Source organism: Pseudomonas sp. zbq_18 (genome assembly GCF_043102245.1).
In the GTDB taxonomy this organism is placed as follows: domain Bacteria; phylum Pseudomonadota; class Gammaproteobacteria; order Pseudomonadales; family Pseudomonadaceae; genus Aquipseudomonas.
Window position 1 is genome coordinate 267463 of record NZ_JBICIT010000001.1, and the last position, 22866, is coordinate 290328.

The 22866-nt window shown below is 62.0% G+C and carries 18 protein-coding genes; 15 read left to right on the forward strand and 3 right to left on the reverse strand.

Translation table 11 applies throughout. The features are described from left to right. Positions 1–63: 63 nt before the first annotated feature. Positions 64–942: a LysR family transcriptional regulator gene (locus ACF8C6_RS01370; RefSeq protein ID WP_392497869.1), complete on the reverse strand. Its 879-nt coding sequence runs from the start codon at positions 940–942 to the stop codon at positions 64–66. A 179-nt stretch (positions 943–1121) separates the two neighbouring features. Here ACF8C6_RS01370 and leuC point away from each other — a divergent pair, with 179 nt between their 5' ends. The 14 genes from leuC (at position 1122) to ACF8C6_RS01440 (ending at position 17316) form a co-directional block, all read left to right on the forward strand. Beyond that, on the forward strand, positions 1122–2549 hold the full coding sequence (gene leuC / locus ACF8C6_RS01375; protein ID WP_392497657.1) for a 3-isopropylmalate dehydratase large subunit: 1428 nt from the start codon (positions 1122–1124) through the stop codon (positions 2547–2549). Between the two features lie 11 nt (positions 2550–2560). After that, a complete protein-coding gene (leuD, locus tag ACF8C6_RS01380) occupies positions 2561–3208 on the forward strand; it encodes a 3-isopropylmalate dehydratase small subunit (RefSeq protein WP_392497658.1) in 648 nt (215 codons plus the stop codon). A gap of 13 nt (positions 3209–3221) precedes the next feature. Continuing rightward, the gene (leuB, locus tag ACF8C6_RS01385) at positions 3222–4304 is read left to right on the forward strand and encodes a 3-isopropylmalate dehydrogenase (protein WP_277690264.1); all 1083 of its coding nucleotides are present in this window, start codon (positions 3222–3224) and stop codon (positions 4302–4304) included. A gap of 56 nt (positions 4305–4360) precedes the next feature. Further along, positions 4361–5473 (forward strand): aspartate-semialdehyde dehydrogenase, encoded by a 1113-nt coding sequence (gene asd / locus ACF8C6_RS01390; protein WP_392497659.1) that lies wholly within the window; start codon positions 4361–4363, stop codon positions 5471–5473. Between the two features lie 107 nt (positions 5474–5580). Continuing rightward, positions 5581–6585 carry an aspartate-semialdehyde dehydrogenase gene (locus ACF8C6_RS01395; RefSeq protein ID WP_392497660.1) on the forward strand — a complete coding sequence of 335 codons (1005 nt, stop codon included), beginning with the start codon at positions 5581–5583 and terminating at the stop codon, positions 6583–6585. A 153-nt stretch (positions 6586–6738) separates the two neighbouring features. Then, positions 6739–9486 carry a FimV/HubP family polar landmark protein gene (locus tag ACF8C6_RS01400; RefSeq protein WP_392497661.1) on the forward strand — a complete coding sequence of 916 codons (2748 nt, stop codon included), beginning with the start codon at positions 6739–6741 and terminating at the stop codon, positions 9484–9486. 3 nt (positions 9487–9489) lie between these two features. Further along, on the forward strand, positions 9490–10347 hold the full coding sequence (truA, locus tag ACF8C6_RS01405; protein ID WP_392497662.1) for a tRNA pseudouridine(38-40) synthase TruA: 858 nt from the start codon (positions 9490–9492) through the stop codon (positions 10345–10347). A gap of 55 nt (positions 10348–10402) precedes the next feature. Then, positions 10403–11023, forward strand: a complete 621-nt coding sequence (locus tag ACF8C6_RS01410; RefSeq protein WP_392497663.1) for a phosphoribosylanthranilate isomerase — start codon at positions 10403–10405, stop codon at positions 11021–11023. A 113-nt stretch (positions 11024–11136) separates the two neighbouring features. After that, a complete protein-coding gene (accD, locus tag ACF8C6_RS01415) occupies positions 11137–12012 on the forward strand; it encodes an acetyl-CoA carboxylase, carboxyltransferase subunit beta (RefSeq protein ID WP_392497664.1) in 876 nt (291 codons plus the stop codon). Continuing rightward, on the forward strand, positions 12009–13310 hold the full coding sequence (gene folC, locus ACF8C6_RS01420; RefSeq protein ID WP_392497665.1) for a bifunctional tetrahydrofolate synthase/dihydrofolate synthase: 1302 nt from the start codon (positions 12009–12011) through the stop codon (positions 13308–13310). Before accD ends, folC begins: the two co-directional genes overlap by 4 nt. Then, the gene (locus ACF8C6_RS01425) at positions 13294–13899 is read left to right on the forward strand and encodes an SPOR domain-containing protein (protein WP_392497666.1); all 606 of its coding nucleotides are present in this window, start codon (positions 13294–13296) and stop codon (positions 13897–13899) included. Before folC ends, ACF8C6_RS01425 begins: the two co-directional genes overlap by 17 nt. A gap of 92 nt (positions 13900–13991) precedes the next feature. Continuing rightward, positions 13992–14555 (forward strand): CvpA family protein, encoded by a 564-nt coding sequence (locus ACF8C6_RS01430; protein WP_392497667.1) that lies wholly within the window; start codon positions 13992–13994, stop codon positions 14553–14555. A gap of 32 nt (positions 14556–14587) precedes the next feature. Then, positions 14588–16093 carry an amidophosphoribosyltransferase gene (gene purF, locus ACF8C6_RS01435; protein WP_277690274.1) on the forward strand — a complete coding sequence of 502 codons (1506 nt, stop codon included), beginning with the start codon at positions 14588–14590 and terminating at the stop codon, positions 16091–16093. 11 nt (positions 16094–16104) lie between these two features. After that, positions 16105–17316, forward strand: coding sequence for an O-succinylhomoserine sulfhydrylase (locus ACF8C6_RS01440; protein ID WP_392497668.1), 1212 nt, complete (start codon positions 16105–16107; stop codon positions 17314–17316). Positions 17317–17361: 45 nt separating this feature from the next. Here ACF8C6_RS01440 and gspD read toward each other — a convergent pair whose 3' ends face one another. Both gspD and ACF8C6_RS01450 read right to left on the reverse strand, forming a co-directional pair. Beyond that, on the reverse strand, positions 17362–19311 hold the full coding sequence (gspD, locus tag ACF8C6_RS01445) for a type II secretion system secretin GspD (protein ID WP_392497669.1): 1950 nt from the start codon (positions 19309–19311) through the stop codon (positions 17362–17364). Beyond that, on the reverse strand, positions 19308–19946 hold the full coding sequence (locus ACF8C6_RS01450; protein ID WP_392497670.1) for a type II secretion system protein N: 639 nt from the start codon (positions 19944–19946) through the stop codon (positions 19308–19310). The genes gspD and ACF8C6_RS01450 overlap by 4 nt, the downstream gene beginning before the upstream one ends. Before the next feature lie 262 nt (positions 19947–20208). On the opposite strand from ACF8C6_RS01450, the gene ACF8C6_RS01455 reads away from it, so the two are divergent. Continuing rightward, positions 20209–22836, forward strand: a complete 2628-nt coding sequence (locus ACF8C6_RS01455; protein WP_392497671.1) for a LuxR C-terminal-related transcriptional regulator — start codon at positions 20209–20211, stop codon at positions 22834–22836. The last annotated feature ends 30 nt before the right edge of the window (positions 22837–22866 follow it).

Sequence of the window (22866 nt, forward strand, 5' to 3'; positions counted from 1 at the left end):
TCACAGAGGCACGCTGGCGACTTTTCTTATCGTTATGGCCTCACGTTAGCCGCTGTGCTGTCTTCAAGGCAAGCCGCGTTGTTCATCCAGTAAGGTCATAAAGGCTTTGGCTGCGTTGGACAGGGTTCGTTCCTTGTGCAGGATGTAGCCCAGCTGGCGGTGTAGTTGAATCCCGGGGAGCGGCAGGCGTTCGACCTGCTCGTCGAGCATGGTGCGCGGCAGCACGCTCCAGGCCAGGCCGATGGAAACCATCATCTTGATGGTTTCCAGGTAGTTGGTGCTCATGCCGATATTCGGCGTCAGCCCCTGGGCTTCGAACAGGCGACGCACGATGTGGTGGGTGAAGGTGTTGTCGCCGGGGAATACGGCCGGGTGCTGGGCGACGTCGGCCAGGCTGATCGCTGGCATGCGTGCCAGTGGGTGCTCGGGTGCGGCGACGAAGTCCAGGGGATCATCCCATACGGGGACGGCCCTTACCGGCTCGCGAGCTTCCGGTGCGAGGGTGATCACTGCCAGCTCGGCGCGGCCGTGCAGCACTTCTTCATAGGCCACTTCCGAGTCGAGAAACTGGATGTCCAGTGCTACCTGTGGATGGGCGCGGGTGAAGGCGCGCAGCAGCGGTGGCAGGCGATGCAGGCCGATATGGTGGCTGGTCGCCAGGGTCAGGCGCCCGGAAACCTCGCCGTTGAGGTTGGTCAGGGCGCGGCGGGTGTCGTCCAGCACGTTGAGGATCTGGTACGCGCGCGGCAGCAGGGCACGGCCGGCCTCGGTGAGACTCACTTCGCGGCCCAGGCGGTCGAACAGGCGCACCTTAAGTTGCTGTTCCAGCCCGGCGATGCGTTTGCTCACGGCTGGCTGGGTCAGGTGCAGGCGCTCGGCGGCCTCCGAGAAGCTGCCGACTTCGGCGATGGCGATGAAAGCGTTGAGGTTGGCGAGGTCCATCATGCGTTGGCTCGATCTGAACGGCAGGAGTGGTCAGCCTAATGGCTTTGGATTCCTCTGTGGAATCTTTTGAATAAAAAATATGAATTGGAGTTATTTGAGTGAAGTCCTTAGCATCTCCTCATCGGTAGAAGGGCTATAGACCCTTCGCCTCCTGAACCGCTGATGAGGATTGTTCAATGGCCGGCAAGACGCTCTACGACAAGCTCTGGGATATGCACGAGGTGAAGCGCCGCGACGATGGTTCGTCGCTGATCTACATCGACCGCCACATCCTCCACGAAGTGACCTCGCCGCAGGCCTTCGAGGGCTTGCGTCTGGCCGGGCGCAGGCCGTGGCGCATCGACGCCAACATTGCGACGCCGGATCACAACGTGCCGACCACCAAGGCCGAGCGCCAGGGCGGCTTGGAGTCGATTGCCGACGAGGTCTCGCGTATCCAGGTACAGACCCTGGACGAGAATTGCGATGACTTCGGCATCCTCGAGTTCAAGATGAACGACGTGCGCCAGGGTATCGTCCACGTGGTCGGTCCTGAGCAGGGGGCTACCTTGCCGGGCATGACCGTGGTCTGCGGCGACTCGCACACTTCCACCCACGGTGCCTTCGGCGCGCTGGCCCATGGCATCGGCACTTCCGAGGTCGAGCACGTACTTGCCACCCAGTGCCTGGTGGCCAAGAAAATGAAGAACATGCAGGTGCGCGTCGAGGGCAAGCTGCCGTTCGGCGTGACTGCCAAGGACATCGTCCTGGCCGTGATCGGCAAGATCGGCACCGCCGGTGGCAACGGTCATGCGCTGGAGTTCGCCGGCAGTGCCATTCGCGACCTGTCGCTGGAAGGGCGCATGACCATCTGCAACATGTCGATCGAGGCCGGTGCTCGTGTCGGCATGGTGGCGGTGGACGAGAAGACCATCGAGTACGTGCGCAACCGTCCGTTCGCACCGAAAGGTGCTGACTGGGATAAGGCGGTCGAGCAGTGGAAAGGTCTGGTGTCGGACCCCGATGCCCACTTCGACACCATCGTCGAGTTGCGTGCCGAAGACATCAAGCCGCAGGTCAGTTGGGGCACCTCGCCGGAAATGGTTCTGGCTGTCGATCAGAACGTGCCGGATCCGGCCGCCGAGACCGACCCGGTCAAGCGCGACTCCATCGTCCGCGCGCTCAAATACATGGGCCTGACCGCCAACCAGGCGATCACCGATATTCAGCTGGATCGCGTGTTCATTGGCTCCTGCACCAACTCGCGGATCGAGGATCTGCGTGCGGCTGCCGAAGTGGCCAAGGGTCGCAAGGTTGCCGCGACCGTCAAGCAGGCGCTGGTGGTGCCGGGTTCCGGTCTGGTCAAGGCGCAGGCCGAACAGGAAGGACTGGACAAGATCTTCATCGAGGCTGGCTTTGAGTGGCGCGAGCCGGGCTGCTCCATGTGCCTGGCAATGAACCCGGACAAGCTGGGCAGCGGCGAGCATTGTGCGTCTACCTCCAACCGCAACTTCGAAGGCCGCCAGGGCGCCGGTGGCCGTACCCATCTGGTCAGCCCGGCCATGGCCGCCGCTGCGGCGGTGACCGGTCGTTTCATTGATGTGCGCGAACTGATCCAGGCCTGAGGAATAGACAGATGAAAGCCTTTACCCAACATACCGGCCTGGTTTGCCCGCTCGATCGTGCCAACGTCGACACCGACCAGATCATTCCCAAGCAGTTTCTCAAGTCGATCAAGCGCACCGGCTTCGGCCCGAACCTGTTCGACGAGTGGCGCTACCTGGATGTCGGTCAGCCGAATCAGGACTGCTCGGCTCGCCCGATCAACAAGGATTTCGTGCTGAACTTCCCGCGCTACCAGGGTGCCAGCGTGCTGCTTGCCCGCGAGAACTTCGGTTGCGGCTCCTCCCGCGAGCATGCGCCCTGGGCGCTGGACGAGTACGGCTTCCGCGCGGTGATTGCGCCGAGCTTTGCAGACATCTTCTTTAACAACAGTTTCAAGAACGGCCTGCTGCCCATCATCCTCAAGGATGAAGAAATGGATGAGTTGTTCGCCCAGTGTGAGGCGACCGAGGGCTATCAGTTGACTGTTGACCTCTCTGCGCAGACCGTGACCCGCCCGGACGGCAAGCAGTACAGCTTCGAGGTAGATGCCTTCCGCAAGCACTGCCTGCTCAATGGTCTGGACGACATCGGCCTGACCCTGCAGGACGCCGAGGCAATCAAGGCCTTTGAAAGCAAACATCAGCAGAGCAGCCCGTGGCTGTTCGGCGCCATCAAGTAATCAAGGAACATCCATGAGCAAGCAGATTCTGGTTCTCCCGGGCGACGGTATCGGCCCGGAGATCATGGCCGAGGCGGTCAAGGTGCTGAACCTGGCCAATGACAAGTACGCCCTGGGTTTCGAGCTGAGCTTCGATGATCTGGGTGGTGCCGCCATCGACCGCTACGGCGTGCCGCTGGCCGACGAGACCCTGGAGCGCGCCCGCGCCGCCGATGCCGTGCTGCTCGGCGCCGTCGGCGGCCCGAAGTGGGACACCATCGATCCGGCTATTCGCCCGGAGCGCGGCCTGCTGAAGATCCGCTCGCAGCTGGGCCTGTTCGGCAATCTGCGTCCGGCCATTCTCTACCCGCAGCTGGCCGAGGCCTCCAGTCTGAAGCCGGAAGTGGTCGCAGGTCTGGATATCCTGATCGTTCGTGAGCTGACCGGCGGTATCTACTTCGGTCAGCCGCGCGAGAGCAAGGTGCTGGAAAACGGCGAGCGCATGGCCTACGACACCCTGCCGTACAGCGAGAGCGAGATTCGTCGCATCGCCAAGGTCGGTTTCGATATGGCCATGGTGCGTAACAAGAAGCTCTGCTCGGTGGACAAGGCCAACGTGTTGGCCTCCAGCCAACTGTGGCGCGCCGTGGTCGAGGAAGTGGCCAAGGATTATCCAGAGGTCGAGCTGTCGCACATGTATGTGGACAATGCCGCCATGCAGCTGGTGCGCGCGCCCAAGCAGTTCGACGTGATGGTCACCGACAACATGTTCGGCGACATCCTCTCGGACGAGGCCTCCATGCTCACCGGTTCCATCGGCATGCTGCCGTCGGCTTCGCTGGACGCCAACAACAAGGGTATGTACGAGCCGTGTCACGGTTCGGCGCCGGACATCGCCGGCAAGGGCATCGCCAACCCGCTGGCGACCATCCTCTCCGTGTCGATGATGCTGCGTTACAGCTTCGGTCAGACTCAGGCCGCCGATGCCATCGAACTGGCCGTGAGCAAGGTGCTGGATCAGGGCCTGCGCACCGGCGATATCTGGTCGGAAGGCAAGACCAAGGTCGGTACTGCCGGCATGGGCGATGCGGTGGTCGAAGCGCTGCGTAGTCTGTAATCTTTCCAGCCCCGCCGGAATCGTGCCGGCAGGCTGTTTATATAGGTGTAGTCGTTATGAAACGTGTAGGTCTGATCGGTTGGCGCGGTATGGTCGGTTCCGTGCTCATGCAGCGCATGCTGGAAGAGCGTGACTTCGACCTGATCGAGCCGGTGTTCTTCACCACCTCCAATGTCGGCGGCCAGGGGCCGGCGATTGGCAAGGACATTGCCCCGCTGAAGGACGCCTACAGCATTGACGAGCTGACAGGTCTGGATGTGATCCTGACCTGTCAGGGTGGCGACTACACCAACGAAGTCTTCCCCAAGCTGCGCGAAGCCGGCTGGCAGGGCTACTGGATCGACGCGGCCTCCAGCCTGCGCATGGCCGATGACTCGGTGATCGTGCTCGATCCGGTCAACCGCAAGGTGATCGACCAGTCGCTGGATGCCGGTACCAAGAACTACATCGGTGGCAACTGCACCGTCAGCCTGATGCTGATGGCGCTGGGCGGGCTGTACGAAGCCGGCCTGGTCGAGTGGATGAGCGCCATGACCTACCAGGCCGCCTCTGGCGCCGGCGCGCAGAACATGCGCGAGCTGATCAAGCAGATGGGGGCGATCAACGCCTCCGTGGCTGACGATCTGGCCAACCCGGCCAGCGCCATCCTCGACATCGACCGCAAGGTGGCTGAGGCCATGCGTGGCGAAGCCTTCCCGGTCGACAACTTCGGTGTGCCGCTGGCCGGCAGCCTGATCCCCTACATCGACAAGGAACTGCCCAATGGTCAGAGCCGCGAAGAGTGGAAGGGCCAGGCCGAGACCAACAAGATTCTCGGTCGCTTCAAGAGCCCGATCCCGGTCGATGGCCTGTGCGTGCGCATCGGCGCCATGCGTTGTCATAGCCAGGCGCTGACCATCAAGCTGAACAAAGATGTGCCGATGGGTGACATCGAAGGCCTGATCAGTCAGCACAACCCTTGGGTCAAGCTGGTGCCGAACACTCGCGAAGCCAGCATCCGCGAACTCGGTCCTACTGCCGTTACCGGCACCCTGAGCGTGCCGGTCGGTCGTCTGCGCAAGCTCAACATGGGCTCGCAGTACCTGGGCGCTTTCACCGTCGGTGATCAGCTGCTGTGGGGTGCGGCCGAGCCGCTGCGCCGCATGCTGCGTATCCTGCTGGAACGCTGATTGCGCTAGCGCTGCTCCAAGGGCCGGTCCATGACCGGCCCTTTTCGTTTTTCTGGGTTGGCGGTTAGAGTGCCGGGTCGATTGATTTCCTGATGCAAGGCGTTGTGATGTCCAAGAGCTTCGATGTGGCTGTTGTCGGTGCGACCGGCACCGTTGGTGAAACGCTGGTGCAGGTGCTGGAGGAGCGGGAATTCCCGGTCGGTAATCTGCACTTGCTGGCGGGCAGTGCTTCTTCTGGGCAGTCGGTGGCTTTTCGTGGCAAGAATCTGCGGGTGCGTGAACTGGCAGGCTTTGATTTTTCCCAGGTGCAGTTGGTGTTTTTTGCCGCGGGCGAGTCGGTCAGTCGTGAGCATGCGCCGCGTGCACAAGCTGCGGGCTGTTCGCTGATCGATCTCAGTGGCGGACTCGACGGGGCGTTGCCAGTCGTGCCGGAGGCAAATGCCGAGGTTTTGGCGACGCTGTCGGCACCCTATCTGTTGCGCAGTCCAGCGCCGGTCGCCACTGCTCTGGCTGCTGTGCTGGCGCCATTGCGGGCAACTCTGCAGATGCAGAAGGTGACTGTGCTGGCAGCTCTGGCGGTTTCCCAGTTTGGTCGCGAAGGCGTTGCTGAGTTGGCGCGGCAGACCACGGAGTTGCTCAATATGCGCCCCTTGGAGCTGCAGGTGTTTGACCGGCAAATAGCCTTCAATGTTCTGGCTCAGGCGGGGGCTGTGGGGGAGAGCGGTCATGCTCCGCTGGAGCAGCGCATTGCACGTGAGCTGAAAGTGCTGCTAGGTGTTGAGGGCTTGAAAGTCGCGGTTAGCTGTTGCCTGGCTCCAGTTTTTTTTGGCGATAGCCTGGCTGTTACTGTGGATACAGAGTGCGCTGTGGATCTCAAGCAGGTTGCGGGAGTGCTGGGCCAGCAGGCGGGTTTGGAACTGGTCGAGGTGGGGGACTATCCGAGCGTCGTGGGGGATGCGGTGGGCCAGGATGAACTGTATGTTGGCCGCTTGCGTGGCGGGATGGATGATCCGGCCGAGCTCAATTTGTGGATTGCGTCAGATAATGCGCGAAAAGGCTCTGCGCTCAATGCTGTGCAAATTGGTGAGTTGTTGATAAAACACTATCTGTAAAAGATACTTAGCCCCAAATTTGAAGAATTTTTCTAGCTTGGCAATACTGGTTTGGTAGTTCGCTGACGGGGAGCCGCCGCAGGGTGGTGCAGGCAGTGCGCTTCAAAATCCTCTCGTCTAACGAGAAAAAAAGATAAAACAAGGGATTACGCTATGGTTCGGGTTCGCAAACTGGTACTGGCTATTGCGGCAGCATCCGCACTGACTTCCGGTACAGCACACGCACTGGGGCTGGGGGAAATCGACCTGCAGTCCTCGCTGAGCCAGCCTCTGGTTGCGGAGATCGAGCTGCTCGAAGTGCGTGATCTGGCATCGACCGAGGTGATTCCGACCCTGGCTTCGCCCGAAGAGTTCAACAAGGCTGGCGTCGATCGCCAGTACTTCCTCACAGATCTCAAGTTCACTCCGGTGATCAAGCCCAACGGCAGGAGCGTGATTCGCATCACCTCGACCAAGCCGGTGCGCGAGCCTTACCTGAATTTCCTGGTCGAAGTGCTGTGGCCAAACGGCCGTCTGCTGCGCGAATACACCCTGCTGTTGGATCCGCCTCTTTATAGCCCGCAGCCGGTGACTGCTCCGCGCATGCCTGTGGCGGCTGCTCCTGTGCCTCGCCCGGTGACCGCTCCGGCGCCGCGTCCTGCCACTCCCGTGGTGAGCGCGCCTAGTCGTCCGGCTGCGCCGAGTGCTCCGGCTGCTAGCAGGATTGACGGCGATCAGTACAAGACCACTTCCAGCGACACGCTGTGGGAGATTGCTCAGCGCAGTCGTCAGAGTGGTAGTGTGCATCAGGCCATGCTGGCCATCCAGGACCTCAACCCTAACGCGTTTCTCGATGGCAACATCAACCGCTTGAAGAGTGGTCAGGTGCTGCGCCTGCCTACGGATGAGCAGATCAAGAGTCGCAGCCAGGCCGAGGCCATCGCCCAGGTCACCGAGCAGAACAATGCCTGGCGTGAAGGACGTAGCGTAGCGACGGCTTCGCGCCAGCTCGATGCGACCAAGCGCTCCAGTGCAGGCGCTGCTCCAGCGACTACCGAAGTCAAGGACAGCCTGAAACTGGTTTCTGCCGAGAGTGGCAAGGCAACTGCTGGCAGCGACAAGGCCAAAGGCGACAGCAAGGCGCTCAGTGATCAGCTTGCAGTTACCAAGGAAAGTCTGGATTCCAGCCGTCGTGAGAATGAAGAGCTCAAGGGGCGTGTGGATGACCTGCAAGGTCAGCTGGATAAACTCCAACGCCTGATTGAGCTGAAAGACAACCAGTTGGCCAAGTTGCAGGCCGATCTGGCCAAGCAGGGCGCTGCCACTCCTGAGGCGCCTGTCCCGGCTGCTAGCCCGGAAAGTAATCCTGCCAAGGTCAATGCTCCTGCTGTAGAGAGCAAGCCTGTGGAAGCGGCCCCGGTGGAAAGTAAACCGGCGACCACAGACTTCAATTACAGCGAGGAAGCAGCCCCAAAGACCGAGCCGGCTAAGCCGGCTGTCGAAGCGCCTGCGGCCAAGCCAGTAGTGCCGGCTCCCAAACCGGAAGCAGCCAAGCCGACACCGGCCAAGCCTGCCGCTCCGGCACCTCAACCTGAGCCTCAAAGCTTCATTGATGAGCTGCTGGGCAACCCTATGTTGCTTGGCGCCGTCGGTGGTGGTGCTCTGCTGGTCCTGCTGATCGGTCTGATGGTGCTGTCGCGCCGCAACGCCATGAAAGAAGCTGAGCTGCAAGACAGCCTGGATGTCGATGACGCAGGCAGTTTTGCCAGCGACATGGATCTGCCGGATGACAGCTTTGCCGGCTTGGACGACGCGTCCGATGCCACCCAAGTGCGTGAACAGGCTGATGAGCGTGTTGCGCCGCAAACAGCCGATGCTTTGGGTGAGGCTGATATCTACATTGCTTACGGCAAGTTCACTCAGGCGGCAGAGCTGCTGAACAATGCCATCAACGACGAGCCGCAACGCAGCGATCTGCGCCTCAAGTTGATGGAGGTATATGCCGAGCTGGGCGATCGTGAGGGTTTTGCCCGGCAGGAGCAGGAGTTGCGTGAAATTGGCGGCTCCGCGGGTGCGGTCGATCAGCTTAAGGCCAAGTACCCAGCCATGGCAGCTGCTGCTGTTGCAGGTGGTTTGGCCGCTACAGCCGCTGCTGAGGATGATCTGGGTGATTTCAGTCTCGACGATCTGGCTCTAGATGAGCCTGCTGCCGCGGCCAAGCCGGCAGAGGATCTGGATGACTCCTTCGATCTGAGTCTGGATGATCTTGATGTCAATCTCGATGAGCCGGCTGCCTCTGCCCCAGCAGCAGAAGCTACTCTCGACGAGCTTGAGCTAGATGCAGGACTGGATTTTGAAGCCCCGGCCAGCGAGGCTCCGGCCAGCAGCGAGATGGACTTCGATCTCGATCTAGGTGGTGAAGCCTCTGACTCGACGCTGTCCCTGGAAGATGACCTGGCTGATTTCAGTCTGGATCTGGAGTCCGAGAGCAAGCCGACAGAGTCCGAGGAAGGTTTCATGCTTAGCCTGGATGACGAACCGACCGCGCCGAGTGCTGAGGGTGATCTGAGCATGCCGTCCGATTTCGATTTGTCTCTGGCTGACGAGACTCCTGCGGCGGACAGTTTTGCTGCGCAACTGGATGAGGTTTCCGCTGAATTGGATGAACTGAGCGGCTCTCTGGATGATGAATTGCCCGCTGCTCAGCCGGAAGCCGCTGCTCCTGCGACAGGGCTGGATGTGGACGACGATTTCGACTTCCTCTCGGGTACTGATGAGACGGCTACCAAGCTGGATCTGGCGCGTGCCTATATCGATATGGGCGACAGTGAAGGCGCCCGTGACATTCTGGATGAGGTTATCGCTGAAGGTAGCGAAGGCCAGCAGCAGGAAGCTCGCGAGCTGATCTCCAAACTGAGCTGATTCATGTCCCAGGCAATACCATCAGCGGCGGCCGAAATGGCCGCCGCTGGCGTTTTCAGAATAGCCCTCGGCGTCGAGTACAAGGGCTCTCGTTATCGTGGCTGGCAGCGCCAAGAGAATGGTGTGCCTACTGTTCAGGGCATGCTGGAGAAGGCGCTATCAGAAGTGGCGAACGAGCCCGTCAACCTGATGTGTGCGGGGCGTACCGATGCTGGTGTGCATGCCAGTGGCCAGGTGGTGCACTTCGATACTGCGGTTGAACGCCCGCTCAAGGCTTGGGTCATGGGTAGCAATGCCAATCTGCCGGCCGATATCAGCGTGACTTGGGCTAAGGTCATGCCTGCGGACTTTCATGCGAGGTTCAAGGCGTGCGCGCGGCGTTATCGCTACGTGATCTACAACGATCCGGTGCGGCCTGCGCATTTGGCCGAAGAAGTGACCTGGAACCATCGTCCGCTGGATATAACGCGCATGCGGGAGGCCGCGGCCCATCTGGTGGGGACTCACGACTTCACCTCGTTTCGTGCCGTGCAGTGCCAGGCCAAGTCGCCGATCAAGACGGTTCATCATCTGCAACTGATCGAGCATGGCCGTTTCATCGTCATGGATGTGCGCGCCAATGCTTTCCTGCACCACATGGTGCGAAACTTTGCCGGTGTGCTGATGACTATCGGCGCCGGAGAGCGAGAACCGGACTGGGTGCTTGACGCGCTGGCGGCACGTGACCGCAGGGCCGGCGGAGTAACAGCGCATCCCTACGGCCTGTATCTGGTGCAGGTGGAATATCCGCCCGAGTTCGAACTGCCTCAGCGTTATCTGGGGCCGCATTTTCTCTCCGCCTTGCCGCAGACCTTCAGCTGAAACTGCTGGCGGGCTTTGCTAACATCGTCCTTTATTTGCTGAAGGTGGGCTCACGTTGACAGCTGTTCGCGTCAAGATCTGCGGAATAACCCGTGTCGAGGATGCTCTGGTGGCTGCGTCTGCTGGAGCCGACGCCATTGGTTTTGTCTTCTATGCCAAGAGCCCGCGTGCCGTTGGCGTCGAGCAGGCTAGGGCGATCATTGCCGCTCTGCCGCCGTTCGTGACCACGGTGGGGTTGTTCGTCAACATGGCGCGCGATGAGTTGCAAGGCGTCCTTTCCCGTGTGCCTCTGGATCTGCTGCAGTTTCACGGTGATGAATCCGTAACCCAGTGCGAAGGTTTCGGTCGTCCCTATATCAAAGCGTTGCGGGTCAAGCCTGGCGACGATATCGCCGCACGTGTGAATGAGTACCCAAGCGCCAGCGGAGTTTTGCTGGACACCTATGTCGAAGGTGTCCCGGGCGGAACGGGGGAGGCTTTCGATTGGTCCCTAGTGCCGACGGGGCTGAACAAACCAGTCATTCTCGCCGGTGGTTTGCAGCCCGGGAATGTTGCAGAAGCCGTGCGGCAGTTACGCCCTTATGCCGTGGATGTCAGTGGTGGTGTCGAGGCGAGCAAGGGCATCAAGGATGCACAGAAGATCGCTGACTTCATTCAGGCCGCGCGTGGCGTTTGATGTGACGGCGGCCTCCTGCCTGCCGTCCATAAGCCATTGTGCCCGGGCCGGTTCTCGACGGGCTTGAGTCAGATTTGCCGGGGCAGTGTCCCGAACAGCTACGGAGAATAAGCATGAGCAACTGGTTACGTGAAAAGCTGATCCCTTCGATCATGCGATCCGAGGTCAAGAAGAGCTCGGTGCCCGAGGGGTTGTGGCACAAGTGCCCGTCCTGCGATGCAGTGCTTTACCGTCCCGAGCTGGAAAAGACTCTCGATGTCTGCCCCAAGTGTCATCACCACATGCGTATCGATGCACGCACTCGCCTTGACCTGTTCCTCGATCCCGAGGGGCGCGAGGAACTGGGTGCCGAGCTGGAGCCGGTTGACCGCCTGAAATTCCGTGACAGCAAGAAGTACAAGGATCGTATCGCTGCAGCCCAGAAAGATACGGGCGAGAAGGATGCGCTGGTGTCCATGAGTGGCCAGCTGCAGGGTATGCCTATTGTGGCGTGCGCCTTTGAGTTCAACTTCATGGGCGGTTCCATGGGCGCTGTGGTCGGTGAGCGATTTGTTCGCGCCGCCAACGTGGCGCTGGAAAAGCGTTGCCCGCTGGTATGCTTTGCCGCTTCCGGGGGCGCACGTATGCAAGAAGCCCTTATTTCCCTGATGCAGATGGCCAAGACCAGCGCCGTGCTGGCGCGCCTGCGCGAGGAGGGCATTCCCTTCGTCTCGGTGCTTACCGATCCGGTTTACGGTGGTGTTTCCGCTAGCCTGGCCATGCTAGGTGACGTGATAGTCGCCGAACCTAAGGCTCTGATTGGCTTTGCCGGTCCGCGTGTGATCGAGCAGACCGTGCGCGAGAAGCTGCCGGAAGGCTTCCAGCGCAGTGAGTTCCTGCTGGAGCACGGCGCCATCGACATGATCATTCATCGTCAGGACCTGCGTCCGCGTCTGGCACGCCTGCTGGCCCAGTTCCAGCACCTGCCGACTCCTGCAGCCAGCGCATGAGCCAGCGTTCCCTCGCCGATTGGCTGAGCTACCTCGAACAACTCCACCCCAGCGCCATCGACATGGGGCTGGAGCGTTCGCGCCAGGTAGCCGAACGCCTCGGCTTGGGCAAGCCTGCGCCGCTGGTCGTCACGGTGACGGGCACCAATGGCAAGGGCTCTACCTGTGCACTGCTTGCTGCCTTGTTGCACGAGCAGGGCTTGAAAGTTGGCGTCTACAGTTCACCGCACCTGTTGCGCTACAACGAGCGCGTGCAGTTCGATGGCCGTGAGGCGACCGATTCTGAGTTCTGCGAAGCCTTTGCTGCGGTCGAGTCTGCTCGCGCAGAGATATCTCTGACCTATTTCGAGATGGGCACTCTGGCAGCCTTCTGGCTGTTCGAGCGCGCTCAGCTGGATGCTGTAGTGCTGGAGGTCGGCCTTGGTGGGCGGCTGGATGCGGTCAATCTGGTCGATGCCGATCTGGCGCTGGTAACCAGCATTGGTCTCGATCATGCCGAATGGCTTGGCGATACCCGCGAGTCGGTCGCCTTTGAGAAGGCCGGCATTCTGCGACAGGGCAAGCCAGCCCTGTGTGGTGATCTCGATCCGCCATTGCCGCTGTTGCAGCGGGTGGCTGAGCTGGACTGTCCGCTGTTTCTGCGTGGGCGCGACTATGATCTGGCACTTGCCGAAGATGGCTGGCACTGGCGCGGCCTGAGTGCGGCTGGTCAAGTGCTGGAGCTGCATGATCTGCCATTGCTGGATCTGCCCATGGAGAATGCGGCGTTGGCGCTGCAGGCCTATGCCTCTCTGGATCTGCCCTGGCATCCCGAGCAGCTGGCTGCAGCCTTGGTGCGTGCGCGAGTGAGCGGGCGACTGGAGCGTCGTCAGCTGCATTGGCAAGGCAAGACGCTGGCCTTGCTGCTGGACGTAGGGCACAACCCGCACGCTGCCGAGTATCTGGCAGTGCGCCTGGCAGCGCGTCCGGTCAGTGGTCGCCGGCTGGCGGTATTCGGTCTGTTGGCCGACAAGGATCTGCACGGTGTGCTGGCCCCCCTGCAGTTTGAGGTGCAGGACTGGGCCGTGGCGCCGCTGGCTACTCCACGAACCCGTCCTGCCGGCGAACTGGAAGCGGCGTTACGTAACCTGGGTGCATCTGTGCAGGGCTGTGGCAGCGTTGCCGAAGCTTTGCTGGTACAGTGTGGCCGGGCGAACGAGGGGGACGAGATCCTCGTGTTCGGATCTTTCTATTGTGTGGCCGAGGCCCTGGAGTGGCTCGACCAGCAGGCGGAGACAGGTGATGGCAGTACTGGATAAGGGGCTCAAGCAGCGCATCGTTGGCGCATTGGTGCTGGTGGCGCTTGCAGTGATTTTCCTGCCCATGCTGTTTTCCCGAGAAGATGAACTGCGTCAGGTGGTCGTTGACGCTCCGGCAATGCCGGATAAACCCGTGATACCCGAGGTGGAGCTGGAACCGGTCGAGGTGCCGGAACCCGTTGCGCAAGACGAAGTGCCACCGGTGGAGCCAGTACCGCAGGCTCCTGTCGAAACGGTCGCAGAGGCACCGGCACAAGCTGCTTCCGCCCCCAAGGTTGAGGCGCCTGCGGCGGCCAAGCCTGTAGAGAAAGTCGCCGAAAAGCCCGCCAGTGAGCTGGATGCCAACAGCCTGCCGGTCAGCTGGTCAGTGCAACTGGCCAGCCTGTCCAGTCGCTCTGGTGCCGAGAAACTGCAGCAGACTCTGCGCAGTGGTGGCTACAACGCCTATATCCGCACCTTCGATGGCATGAACCGGGTCTTCGTCGGGCCGGTGATCGAGCGTGCCGAGGCGGATCGCCTGCGTGACCTGCTCAATCGGCAACAGAACCTCAAGGGGTTCGTGGTGCGCTTCCAGCCGGAAAACGGCTGATTTCCGCTATTTCACCCATCTGGCGGCTCTGGCTTACCGGCTCGGGTCCGCTCTGGTAAAATCCGCCGCCTTTCCCGTCTGTAGGCAGCAACGTGGCATTCACTTGGGTCGACTGGGCGATCATCGCCGTCATCGCCATTTCCAGCCTGATCAGCCTGCGCCGCGGCTTCTTCAAGGAAGCCCTGTCGCTGCTGACCTGGATAGTTGCAGGTGTCGTCGCCTGGATGTTCGGTGGGGCACTCTCGCAGCACCTGGACGGTTTTATTGAGACGCCTTCGATGCGTGTCATCGCCGCGTGCGCCATTCTCTTCATCGTGACCCTGCTGGTCGGGGCGCTGATCAATTTCCTCATCGGTGAGCTGATCCGGGTAACCGGCCTGTCGGGCACCGACCGTTTTCTCGGCATGGTGTTCGGCGCTGCGCGTGGAGCCTTGCTGGTCGTGGTGCTGGTCGGTTTGGTAAGCCTGGCTCCCGTGCAACAGGATCAGTGGTGGCAGCAGTCGACCCTGCTGCCGCATTTTCTGATGGTGGCGGACTGGTCGAAGAACCTCATTTTGAGCCTGTCCAGTCAGTGGCTTGCCAGCGGCATTACGGAAACCCCGCAGTTGCCGTTTCAAGAGACGTTCTCGCAGCCAGTTTTGCCCGAGCGTCCATAGTTTCCTGATTCACTACACAGAGGTTGCGTCACATGTGCGGCATCGTCGGTATTGTCGGTAAGTCCAACGTCAATCAGTCCCTGTATGACGCTCTTACCGTGCTCCAACATCGCGGCCAGGACGCTGCCGGCATCGTCACCAGCCACGGTGGGCGGCTGTTCCTGCGCAAGGACAACGGTCTGGTGCGCGATGTGTTCCAGCAGCGCCACATGCAGCGTCTGGTGGGTAACGTCGGCATCGGCCATGTGCGCTACCCGACTGCCGGCAGCTCCAGCTCTGCCGAGGCGCAGCCGTTCTACGTCAACTCGCCCTACGGCATCACCCTGGCGCACAACGGCAATCTGACCAACGTCGAGCAGCTGTCGCGCGAGATCTACGAATCCGACCTGCGTCACGTCAACACCAACTCCGACTCGGAAGTGTTGCTCAACGTGTTCGCCCATGAGCTGGCGGTACGTAACAAGCTGCAGCCTTCTGAAGAGGACGTGTTCGCCGCTGTGGCTGGCGTGCATGCGCGCTGCCGTGGCGGTTACGCGGTGGTGGCGATGATCACCGGCTACGGCGTGGTCGGCTTTCGCGACCCGCATGCGATCCGCCCGATCGTCTTCGGCCAGCGCCATACCGATGAAGGCGTGGAGTACATGATCGCCTCCGAGAGCGTGGCGCTAGATGTACTCGGTTTCAGCCTGATCCGTGACCTGGCGCCGGGTGAAGCGGTGTACATCACCGAGGACGGCAAACTGCACACCCGCCAGTGCGCGCAGAGCCCGCAGCTCAAGCCGTGCATCTTCGAACACGTCTATCTGGCCCGTCCTGATTCGATCATGGACGGTGTCTCGGTGTACAAGGCGCGCCTGCGCATGGGCGAGAAACTGGCCGAGAAGATCCAGCGCGAGCGTCCCGAGCACGACATCGACGTGGTCATCCCGATTCCCGATACCAGCCGCACTTCCGCTCTGGAGCTGGCTAACCAGCTGGGCGTTAAGTTTCGCGAGGGCTTCGTCAAGAACCGTTACATCGGCCGCACCTTCATCATGCCGGGGCAGGCCGCGCGCAAGAAGTCGGTACGCCAGAAGCTCAACGCCATCGACCTGGAGTTCCGTGGCAAGAACGTGATGCTGGTGGATGACTCCATTGTCCGTGGCACCACCTGCAAGCAGATCATCCAGATGGCCCGTGAGGCTGGCGCCAAGAAGGTTTACTTCTGCTCCGCAGCCCCGGCCGTGCGCTACCCGAACGTGTACGGCATCGACATGCCCAGCGCCCACGAGCTGATCGCTCATGGGCGCAGCACCGAGGAAGTCGCCGAGCTGATCGGCGCGGACTGGCTGGTCTACCAGGATCTGGACGATCTGGTAGAAGCGGTCGGCGGTGGCAAGATCAAGATCGAGCACTTCGACTGCGCGGTGTTCGACGGCCAGTACGTCACCGGTGACGTCAACGAGCACTACTTGAACAAGATCGAGCAGGCGCGCAACGATGCGGCCAAGGCCGGCAACCCGGTGGTCAGCGCCATCATCGATCTGCACAACGACTGAGGAATATGCACATGAGCCTGGAATGGGACGCGGGCAGACTGGATAGCGACCTTGAAGGTGTCGGTTTTGACACCTTGGCGGTGCGCGCGGGGCAGCAGCGCACGCCGGAAGGCGAGCATGGCGAGGCCATGTTCCTCACGTCCAGCTATGTGTTCCGCAGTGCCGCCGATGCCGCCGCGCGCTTCGCCGGCGAGCAGCCGGGCAACGTCTACTCGCGTTATACCAACCCGACCGTGCGTGCTTTCGAGCAGCGTATCGCCGCGCTGGAAGGCGCCGAGCAGGCGGTCGCCACGGCTTCCGGCATGGCAGCGATCCTGGCCATTGTCATGAGCCTGTGCAGCGCCGGTGATCATGTGCTGGTGTCGCGCAGCGTGTTCGGCTCGACCATCAGCCTGTTCGAGAAGTACCTCAAGCGCTTTGGCATTGAAGTGGACTATCCGCCGTTGGCCGATCTGGAGGCCTGGCAGGCGGCGTTCAAGCCCACTACCAAGCTGCTGTTCGTCGAGTCGCCGTCCAACCCGCTGGCTGAACTGGTCGATATCGCTGCGCTGGCCGAGATTGCCCATGCGCGCGATGCCTTGCTGGTGGTCGACAACTGCTTCTGTACCCCGGCGCTGCAGCAGCCGCTGAAGCTGGGTGCGGATATCGTCATGCATTCGGCAACCAAATTCATCGACGGCCAGGGTCGTGGTCTGGGCGGCGTAGTAGCCGGACGCAAGGCGCAGATGGAGCTGGTAGTGGGTTTCCTGCGCACCGCTGGACCGACCCTGAGCCCGTTCAATGCCTGGATGTTCCTCAAGGGCCTGGAAACGCTCAAGGTGCGCATGCAGGCGCAAAGCGCTGCGGCGTTGGAGCTGGCGCAGTGGCTGCAGAATCAGGAGGGCGTCGAGCAGGTGTATTACGCCGGCTTGCCCAGCCACCCGCAGCACGAGTTGGCCAAGCGTCAGCAGAGTGCTTTCGGTGCGGTGCTGAGTTTCGAGGTCAAGGGTGGCAAGGAGGCGGCCTGGCGCTTTATCGACGCGACCCGGGTGATCTCCATCACCACCAACCTGGGCGATACCAAGAGCACCATTGCCCATCCGGCAACTACCTCCCATGGCCGCCTGTCGCCGCAGGAGCGGGCCAATGCCGGCATCCGCGACAACCTGATTCGCGTCGCGGTGGGGCTGGAGGATGTCGCGGATTTGAAGGCCGATATGGCGCGCGGCCTGGCTGCGCTTTGAAACAAAAACGCCGCTCACTGAGCGGCGTTTTTATGTCTCCTGCGCTTATTCGGATTTGCGCAGATCGATAGCGCCGGCGCCGGGTTTGTCGAACAAGCGCTGCGGGTCGCTGCCGATCAGAATCTGCTGGCCATCGTCGTCATAGCCCACCACGCTGATGTCGCTGTACTTCTTACCGGAAAGCGAAGCCATGCCGGCGCGGTCGCGCACCACGGTCGGACGCAGGAAAACCATCAGGTTGCGCTTGACGTGGGTGTCCTTGGTCGAGCGGAACAGGCCGCCGATCAGCGGGATATCACCGAGCAGCGGCACCTTGGACACGGTGCTGGTGACGTCGTCCTGAATCAGCCCGCCGAGTACGATGACCTGACCGTCGTCGGCGAGGATCACGCTCTTGATCGAGCGCTTGTTGGTCACCAGGTCGACAGCCTGGGCGTTGACCCCGGCGCTGGGAGCGATAGAGGAGATTTCCTGCTCCACTTCCAGGCGTAGGGTGGCCCCATCGTTGATGTGCGGCGTGACCTTTAGCGTCACGCCGATATCCTCGCGCTCGATGGTGGTGAAGGGGTTGCTCGAACCTGCTGCATCGGTGGTGTAGGAGCCGGTCTGGAACGGCACGTTCTGACCGACCAGAATCTCCGCTTCCTGGTTGTCCAGGGTCAGCAGGCTGGGCGTTGATAGCAGGTTGCTCTTGCTGTTGGACGACAAGGCGGTGATCAGCGCGCCGAAACTGTCGGTGCCGATGCCGATGATGGCGCCGTCCGGCAGGGTGGTTCCTTCAGGAATTGCGCCTTCCTGGATGGCCCGCAGTACGGTGCCGACCGACAGCCCGGTGCCGCCGAAATTGACACCGCCGAGCCCGCCGGTGCCGCCACGGGCATCCACCGCCCACTGCACGCCAAGGGCATCGCTGATATCACCGGAGAACTCGACGATGGCCGCCTCGACCATGACCTGGGCGCGTGGCACGTCGAGGTTGCGTACGATGTCTTCCAGGGTCGCCACGGTATCCGGGTCGGCCAGCAGAACCAGCGCATTGAGGCTCTCGTCGGCACGGATAAGGATGTTCTGCGGTTTGCTGGTGGTGCTTTCGCCGCCACCCTCAGTGTTCTTCAGGCCTTCGGAAATGTCGCCGAGGGTTTCCGCCAGGCTTTTGGCGTCGCTGTGGCGCAGGCGAATCACGCGGGCATTGGCCGAGCGTGTGCTGGGTGTGTCCAGCGCACGTGCCAGGTTGGCCAGGCGCTGGCGTGCAGCAGGGGGGCCGAGGAGGATCAGGCGGTTAGTGCGAGCATCGGCGATGACCCGGGTGCCGGTGCCGTCCTTCTTCTCATTGCGCATCACCGAACTGTTCAGCGCTTCGGCCGCATCCAGCACCCAGGCATGCTGCAGGTTGATCACGCTGTAATCGGCGTTGCCACCCTGGTCGAGATCGGCGACCAGCTGGCGGATGCGTTCGATGTTCGAGCGCCGGTCGCTGATGATCAGGGCATTGGAGGCGTTGATCGCGGCCAGGTGACCGTTCTGCGGCACCATCGGGCGTAGCAGGGGAATCAGCTCGTTGACCGAACTGTGCTGCACCTGGATCAGCTCGGTTTCGATGTCGTCCGGCGCCGCGCGGCCGCTATTGGCGCTGCTGCGGGCCTCGGTGCCCGGCACAATACGGGCCTGGTCGCCCTGGGCCAGCACGGTAAATCCATGGGTGCTCATCACCGAGAGAAACAGCTGGTAGACCTCGTCCAGGCTCAGCGCCGAGCGGGAGATCACGGTGACCTGGCCTTTGACCCGGGGGTCGACGACGAAGGTTTCACCCGTGATGGCGGCCACCTGGTCGATGAATTCACGGATATCCGCGTCCTTCATGTTGATGGTCCAGGTTTCGGCCCCCTGATTGACCGTCGCCACCGGCTGCGCGGCGAAGACCGGCAGGGGCGCGGCCAGGGCACCCATGATCAGTGTCAGGGCGAGGGGCAGGGCTTTGAGTTTGAATGGGCTCATTGGGCTACTTCGGCTCCGGACGGGTCGTTCGGCAACGGCTCGCTGCCGTTGTTTTCCAGTTGTTCTTGCAAGCTGTCGATGCGTTGTTGCAGGGCCTGTACGTCTTCGTCCTGCAGTTGTTCCAGTTGCTCGGCGGCGTAGTCCGGCATATGACGCTGGGCAGATGGCACGCGCACGGCTGGGAAGTTCAGGCTTTCCTCGACGCCACTGCGCTCAAGGATGACGTGATCCGGGTGCACTGCCTTGAGGTGGGTGCTGGCGTTGACTGCACCGCCGACTTCGATGCGCCTGGGTTGGCCGCCTGCGGTCTGGATGATGGCGGCAGAGCGCTGGGTGTCCGGATGGACGAAGCTGGCCAGCAAGGTCATCTGCTGGTTGGTGGTGGGCGGGGGCTGGTCACCGGCGGCTCGGCTTGGCGTGCCAAACAGGCCATGCAGTTGTTCGAGGGCAAGCGGACGCTGCTGTTCGCGTTGGGTGGTGTCGGTAGCGGCGCTGGGCTCGCTGCGCAGCAGGCGTAGGTGATCGATACTCTGCCGGGTCAGGCTCAGACTCATACCCACTACGACCAGTAGGCATAGGCCAGTGACGCCATGCTGGCGCAGCCATGCGAAGAGGCGGGTATTGGTCGCACTCAAGGCCATGATCCCCCGGTATTCTTTTTATTCGTGCAGGCTCTGCTCGGCCCGCATCGACCCGGCCCGCAGTCTGCGGTTGGCGGTCGCGTTAAAGCAAGCCCCCTGGGCATGATGCCTCCTTGCATCATACTTTTTGCGTACTGGCACATCATTCCTGCTGCCGGAAGCGTGATTCGAGTCGAAACATCCGCGCCGTGAGCGACTATCATCGCGCCATCTGCATGCCGAACAACAATAACAACACGCCTGACGGATATCCGCGATGGAAGAGCTCAAGCCCCCTCATGGCTTTGCTCGCGCAGAACTACTGGCCCTGCTGTGCCGCTGCGAGCAATTCCCGCTGACTTTGTTGCTGGCCCCCGCCGGTTCTGGCAAGTCGACCCTGTTGGCCCACTGGCAGTCAGGCCAGCCATGCAGCAGTGTGGTGCACTATCCACTGCAGGCGCGTGACAACGAGCCGGTACGCTTCTTTCGTCAGCTCGCCGAAAGCATCCGCAGTCAGGTCGAAGGCTTCGATATCTCCTGGTTCAATCCATTCGCCGCCGAGATGCATCAGGCCCCCGAGATCCTGGGCGAGTACCTGGCCGACGCCCTCAATCGCATCGACAGGCGGCTGTATCTGGTGCTCGACGACTTCCAGCACATCGTTCAGCCAACCATTCTCGATACCCTGGCGAGCATGCTCGAACGCCTGGCCTCTGAGGTGCGCGTAGTGCTGTCCAGTCGTAATCATCCGGGTTTCTCCCTCAGCAGCCTGAAGCTGGAGAGCAAGCTGCTGTGCATCGATCAGCACGATCTGCGTCTGAGTCCCGCGCAAATCCAGCAGTTCAACCGCCACCTCGGCGGCTCCGAACTCAGCCCGGCCTATGTCGATACACTGATGGCGATGACCGAGGGCTGGATGGCCGGTGTAAAGATGGCGCTACTGGCCTATGCGCGTTTCGGCACCGAGGCGCTGGAGCGTTTCGGTGGCGGCCATCCTGAGATCGTCGACTATTTTGGCCACGTGGTGCTCAAGCGCCTGGCGCCGCCGCTGCATGACTTCCTCCTGTGCAGTGCGATCTTCGAGCGGTTCGACGGCGCGCTGTGCGACGAGGTGCTGGGGCGCGAGGGCTCGACGCTGTTGCTGGAAGAGCTGGCCGCGCGCGAGCTGTTCCTGCTGCCAGTACCGGATCAGCCAGGGTGCTACCGCTATCATGCCTTGCTACACGATTTCCTGGCCCGGCGCCTGGCTCTGCACAAACCCCAGCAGATGCCCGAGCTGCATCGCCGCGCAGCTCAGGCCTTGCGTCAGCGGGGCGAGCTCGAGCAAGCGCTGCAACATGCCCAGCGCAGTGCTGATAAAGCCTTCTTCGCGGCCTTGCTGGAGGAGGTTTGCGAGCAATGGGTGCGCAGCGGTCATTACGCCGAGGTACTCAAGTGGCTGGAGCCGCTGAGCGAGGCGGCGTTGTGCGCCCAGCCGCGCCTGCTGGTGCCGATGACCTATGCCCTGACCCTGTCGCGGCGCTTTCACCAGGCCCGCTACTGCCTGGACGAGCTGGTGGCACGCTGCCGCGATGAGCCCGGACTGGAAGCGCCGACCCGTCAGCTGCTGGGGCTCAACCTGGAGCTGTTCCAGCAGGACCTGGCGTTCGACCCTGGTGAACGCTGGCGCGAGCTGCTGGCCCCGGGTTTGTCCAGCGACATCCGCGCGCTGACCCTGAGCATCCTTGCCTATCACCATCTGATGCACGGCCGCCTGCAGCGCTCCATCGGCTTGGCGCTCGAGGCCAAGGCGCTGCTGGCGCAAACTGGTCAGGTGTTTCTGGAAAGCTACGCCGACCTGATCATCGCTCTGTGCCACCGCAACGCCGGCCGCGCCACGTGTGCGCGCAAGGATGTGTGCCAGGATTACCAGCGCACCGAGCGCAGCTCTCCGGCCTGGGTCAATCGGGCTACGGCCATGGTGGTGGCGCTGTACGAGCAGAACCAGCTGGCGGCTGCCCAGCAGCTGTGCGAGGACCTGATGGCCATGGTGACGTCCTCGTCGGCCACCGAAACCATTGCCACCGTGCACATCACCCTGGCGCGGCTGCTGCATCGGCGTCAGGAGCATGGCCGGGCAGCCCGCTTGCTGGAGCGTCTGTCACGCATCCTGCAGCTGGGCAACTACGCCCGCTTTGCCAGCCAGGCAGCGCAGGAAAGCATGCGCCAGGCCTGCCTGGAGGCGCGGCCCGCGGCGCTGGATGCCCTGGCCCACAGGCTTGGCCTGGAAGAGCGCCTGGAGGCGGGGGAGTGGGAACGGGTGCGGCCTTATGACGAGTGCTGGGAGCGCTATGGCCTGGCTGCCGTGTACTGGTTGACCCGGCGTGGAGCCCAGCCGCGAGCCTGCCGCATTCTCAAGGTGCTGGCGCAGTCGCTGCAGCACAGCGAGATGGTGGCGCGGGCGCTGGTGGTCGAGGCCAATCTGCTGGTGCTGGAGCGTGCCGGGCAAGCGGATGAGCAGCGTACCCAGGCGCTGCTGCAACTGGTCGAGCGCTTCGGCATCGTCAACATCAATCGTTCGGTATTCGACGAGGCGCCCGGTTTCGCCGAGGCAGTGTTCGATTTATTGCGTTCGGGGCAGCTGCAGGCGCCGGAGGCCTATAGCGAGGCCTATGCCGATTTTCTTCGGGACGCTGAAAACACGCCGGCGGTCGACCTGGTTGGCCTGCTTACCGACAAGGAGGCTGAGGTCTTTGCCTGTCTGCTCAAGGGCCAATCCAACAGCGAGATCAGTCGCAGCGCCGGCATCGCCCTGTCGACGACCAAGTGGCACCTGAAAAACATCTATTCGAAGCTCAATCTCTCCGGGCGCACCGAGGCCATCCTCGCCATGCAGTCGCGCGGCACCTACCAGCGGTTGTCCTGATTACCCGGTCCCCCTCCTGCGGGAGGGGGG

Coding starts and splice junctions, on each gene's coding strand:
- ACF8C6_RS01370 (WP_392497869.1), bottom strand. CDS start 942: ATGGACCTCGCCAACCTCAACGCTTTCATCGCCATCGCCGAAGTCGGC.
- leuC (WP_392497657.1), top strand. CDS start 1,122: ATGGCCGGCAAGACGCTCTACGACAAGCTCTGGGATATGCACGAGGTG.
- leuD (WP_392497658.1), top strand. CDS start 2,561: ATGAAAGCCTTTACCCAACATACCGGCCTGGTTTGCCCGCTCGATCGT.
- leuB (WP_277690264.1), top strand. CDS start 3,222: ATGAGCAAGCAGATTCTGGTTCTCCCGGGCGACGGTATCGGCCCGGAG.
- asd (WP_392497659.1), top strand. CDS start 4,361: ATGAAACGTGTAGGTCTGATCGGTTGGCGCGGTATGGTCGGTTCCGTG.
- ACF8C6_RS01395 (WP_392497660.1), top strand. CDS start 5,581: ATGTCCAAGAGCTTCGATGTGGCTGTTGTCGGTGCGACCGGCACCGTT.
- ACF8C6_RS01400 (WP_392497661.1), top strand. CDS start 6,739: ATGGTTCGGGTTCGCAAACTGGTACTGGCTATTGCGGCAGCATCCGCA.
- truA (WP_392497662.1), top strand. CDS start 9,490: ATGTCCCAGGCAATACCATCAGCGGCGGCCGAAATGGCCGCCGCTGGC.
- accD (WP_392497664.1), top strand. CDS start 11,137: ATGAGCAACTGGTTACGTGAAAAGCTGATCCCTTCGATCATGCGATCC.
- folC (WP_392497665.1), top strand. CDS start 12,009: ATGAGCCAGCGTTCCCTCGCCGATTGGCTGAGCTACCTCGAACAACTC.
- ACF8C6_RS01425 (WP_392497666.1), top strand. CDS start 13,294: ATGGCAGTACTGGATAAGGGGCTCAAGCAGCGCATCGTTGGCGCATTG.
- purF (WP_277690274.1), top strand. CDS start 14,588: ATGTGCGGCATCGTCGGTATTGTCGGTAAGTCCAACGTCAATCAGTCC.
- ACF8C6_RS01440 (WP_392497668.1), top strand. CDS start 16,105: ATGAGCCTGGAATGGGACGCGGGCAGACTGGATAGCGACCTTGAAGGT.
- gspD (WP_392497669.1), bottom strand. CDS start 19,311: ATGAGCCCATTCAAACTCAAAGCCCTGCCCCTCGCCCTGACACTGATC.
- ACF8C6_RS01455 (WP_392497671.1), top strand. CDS start 20,209: ATGGAAGAGCTCAAGCCCCCTCATGGCTTTGCTCGCGCAGAACTACTG.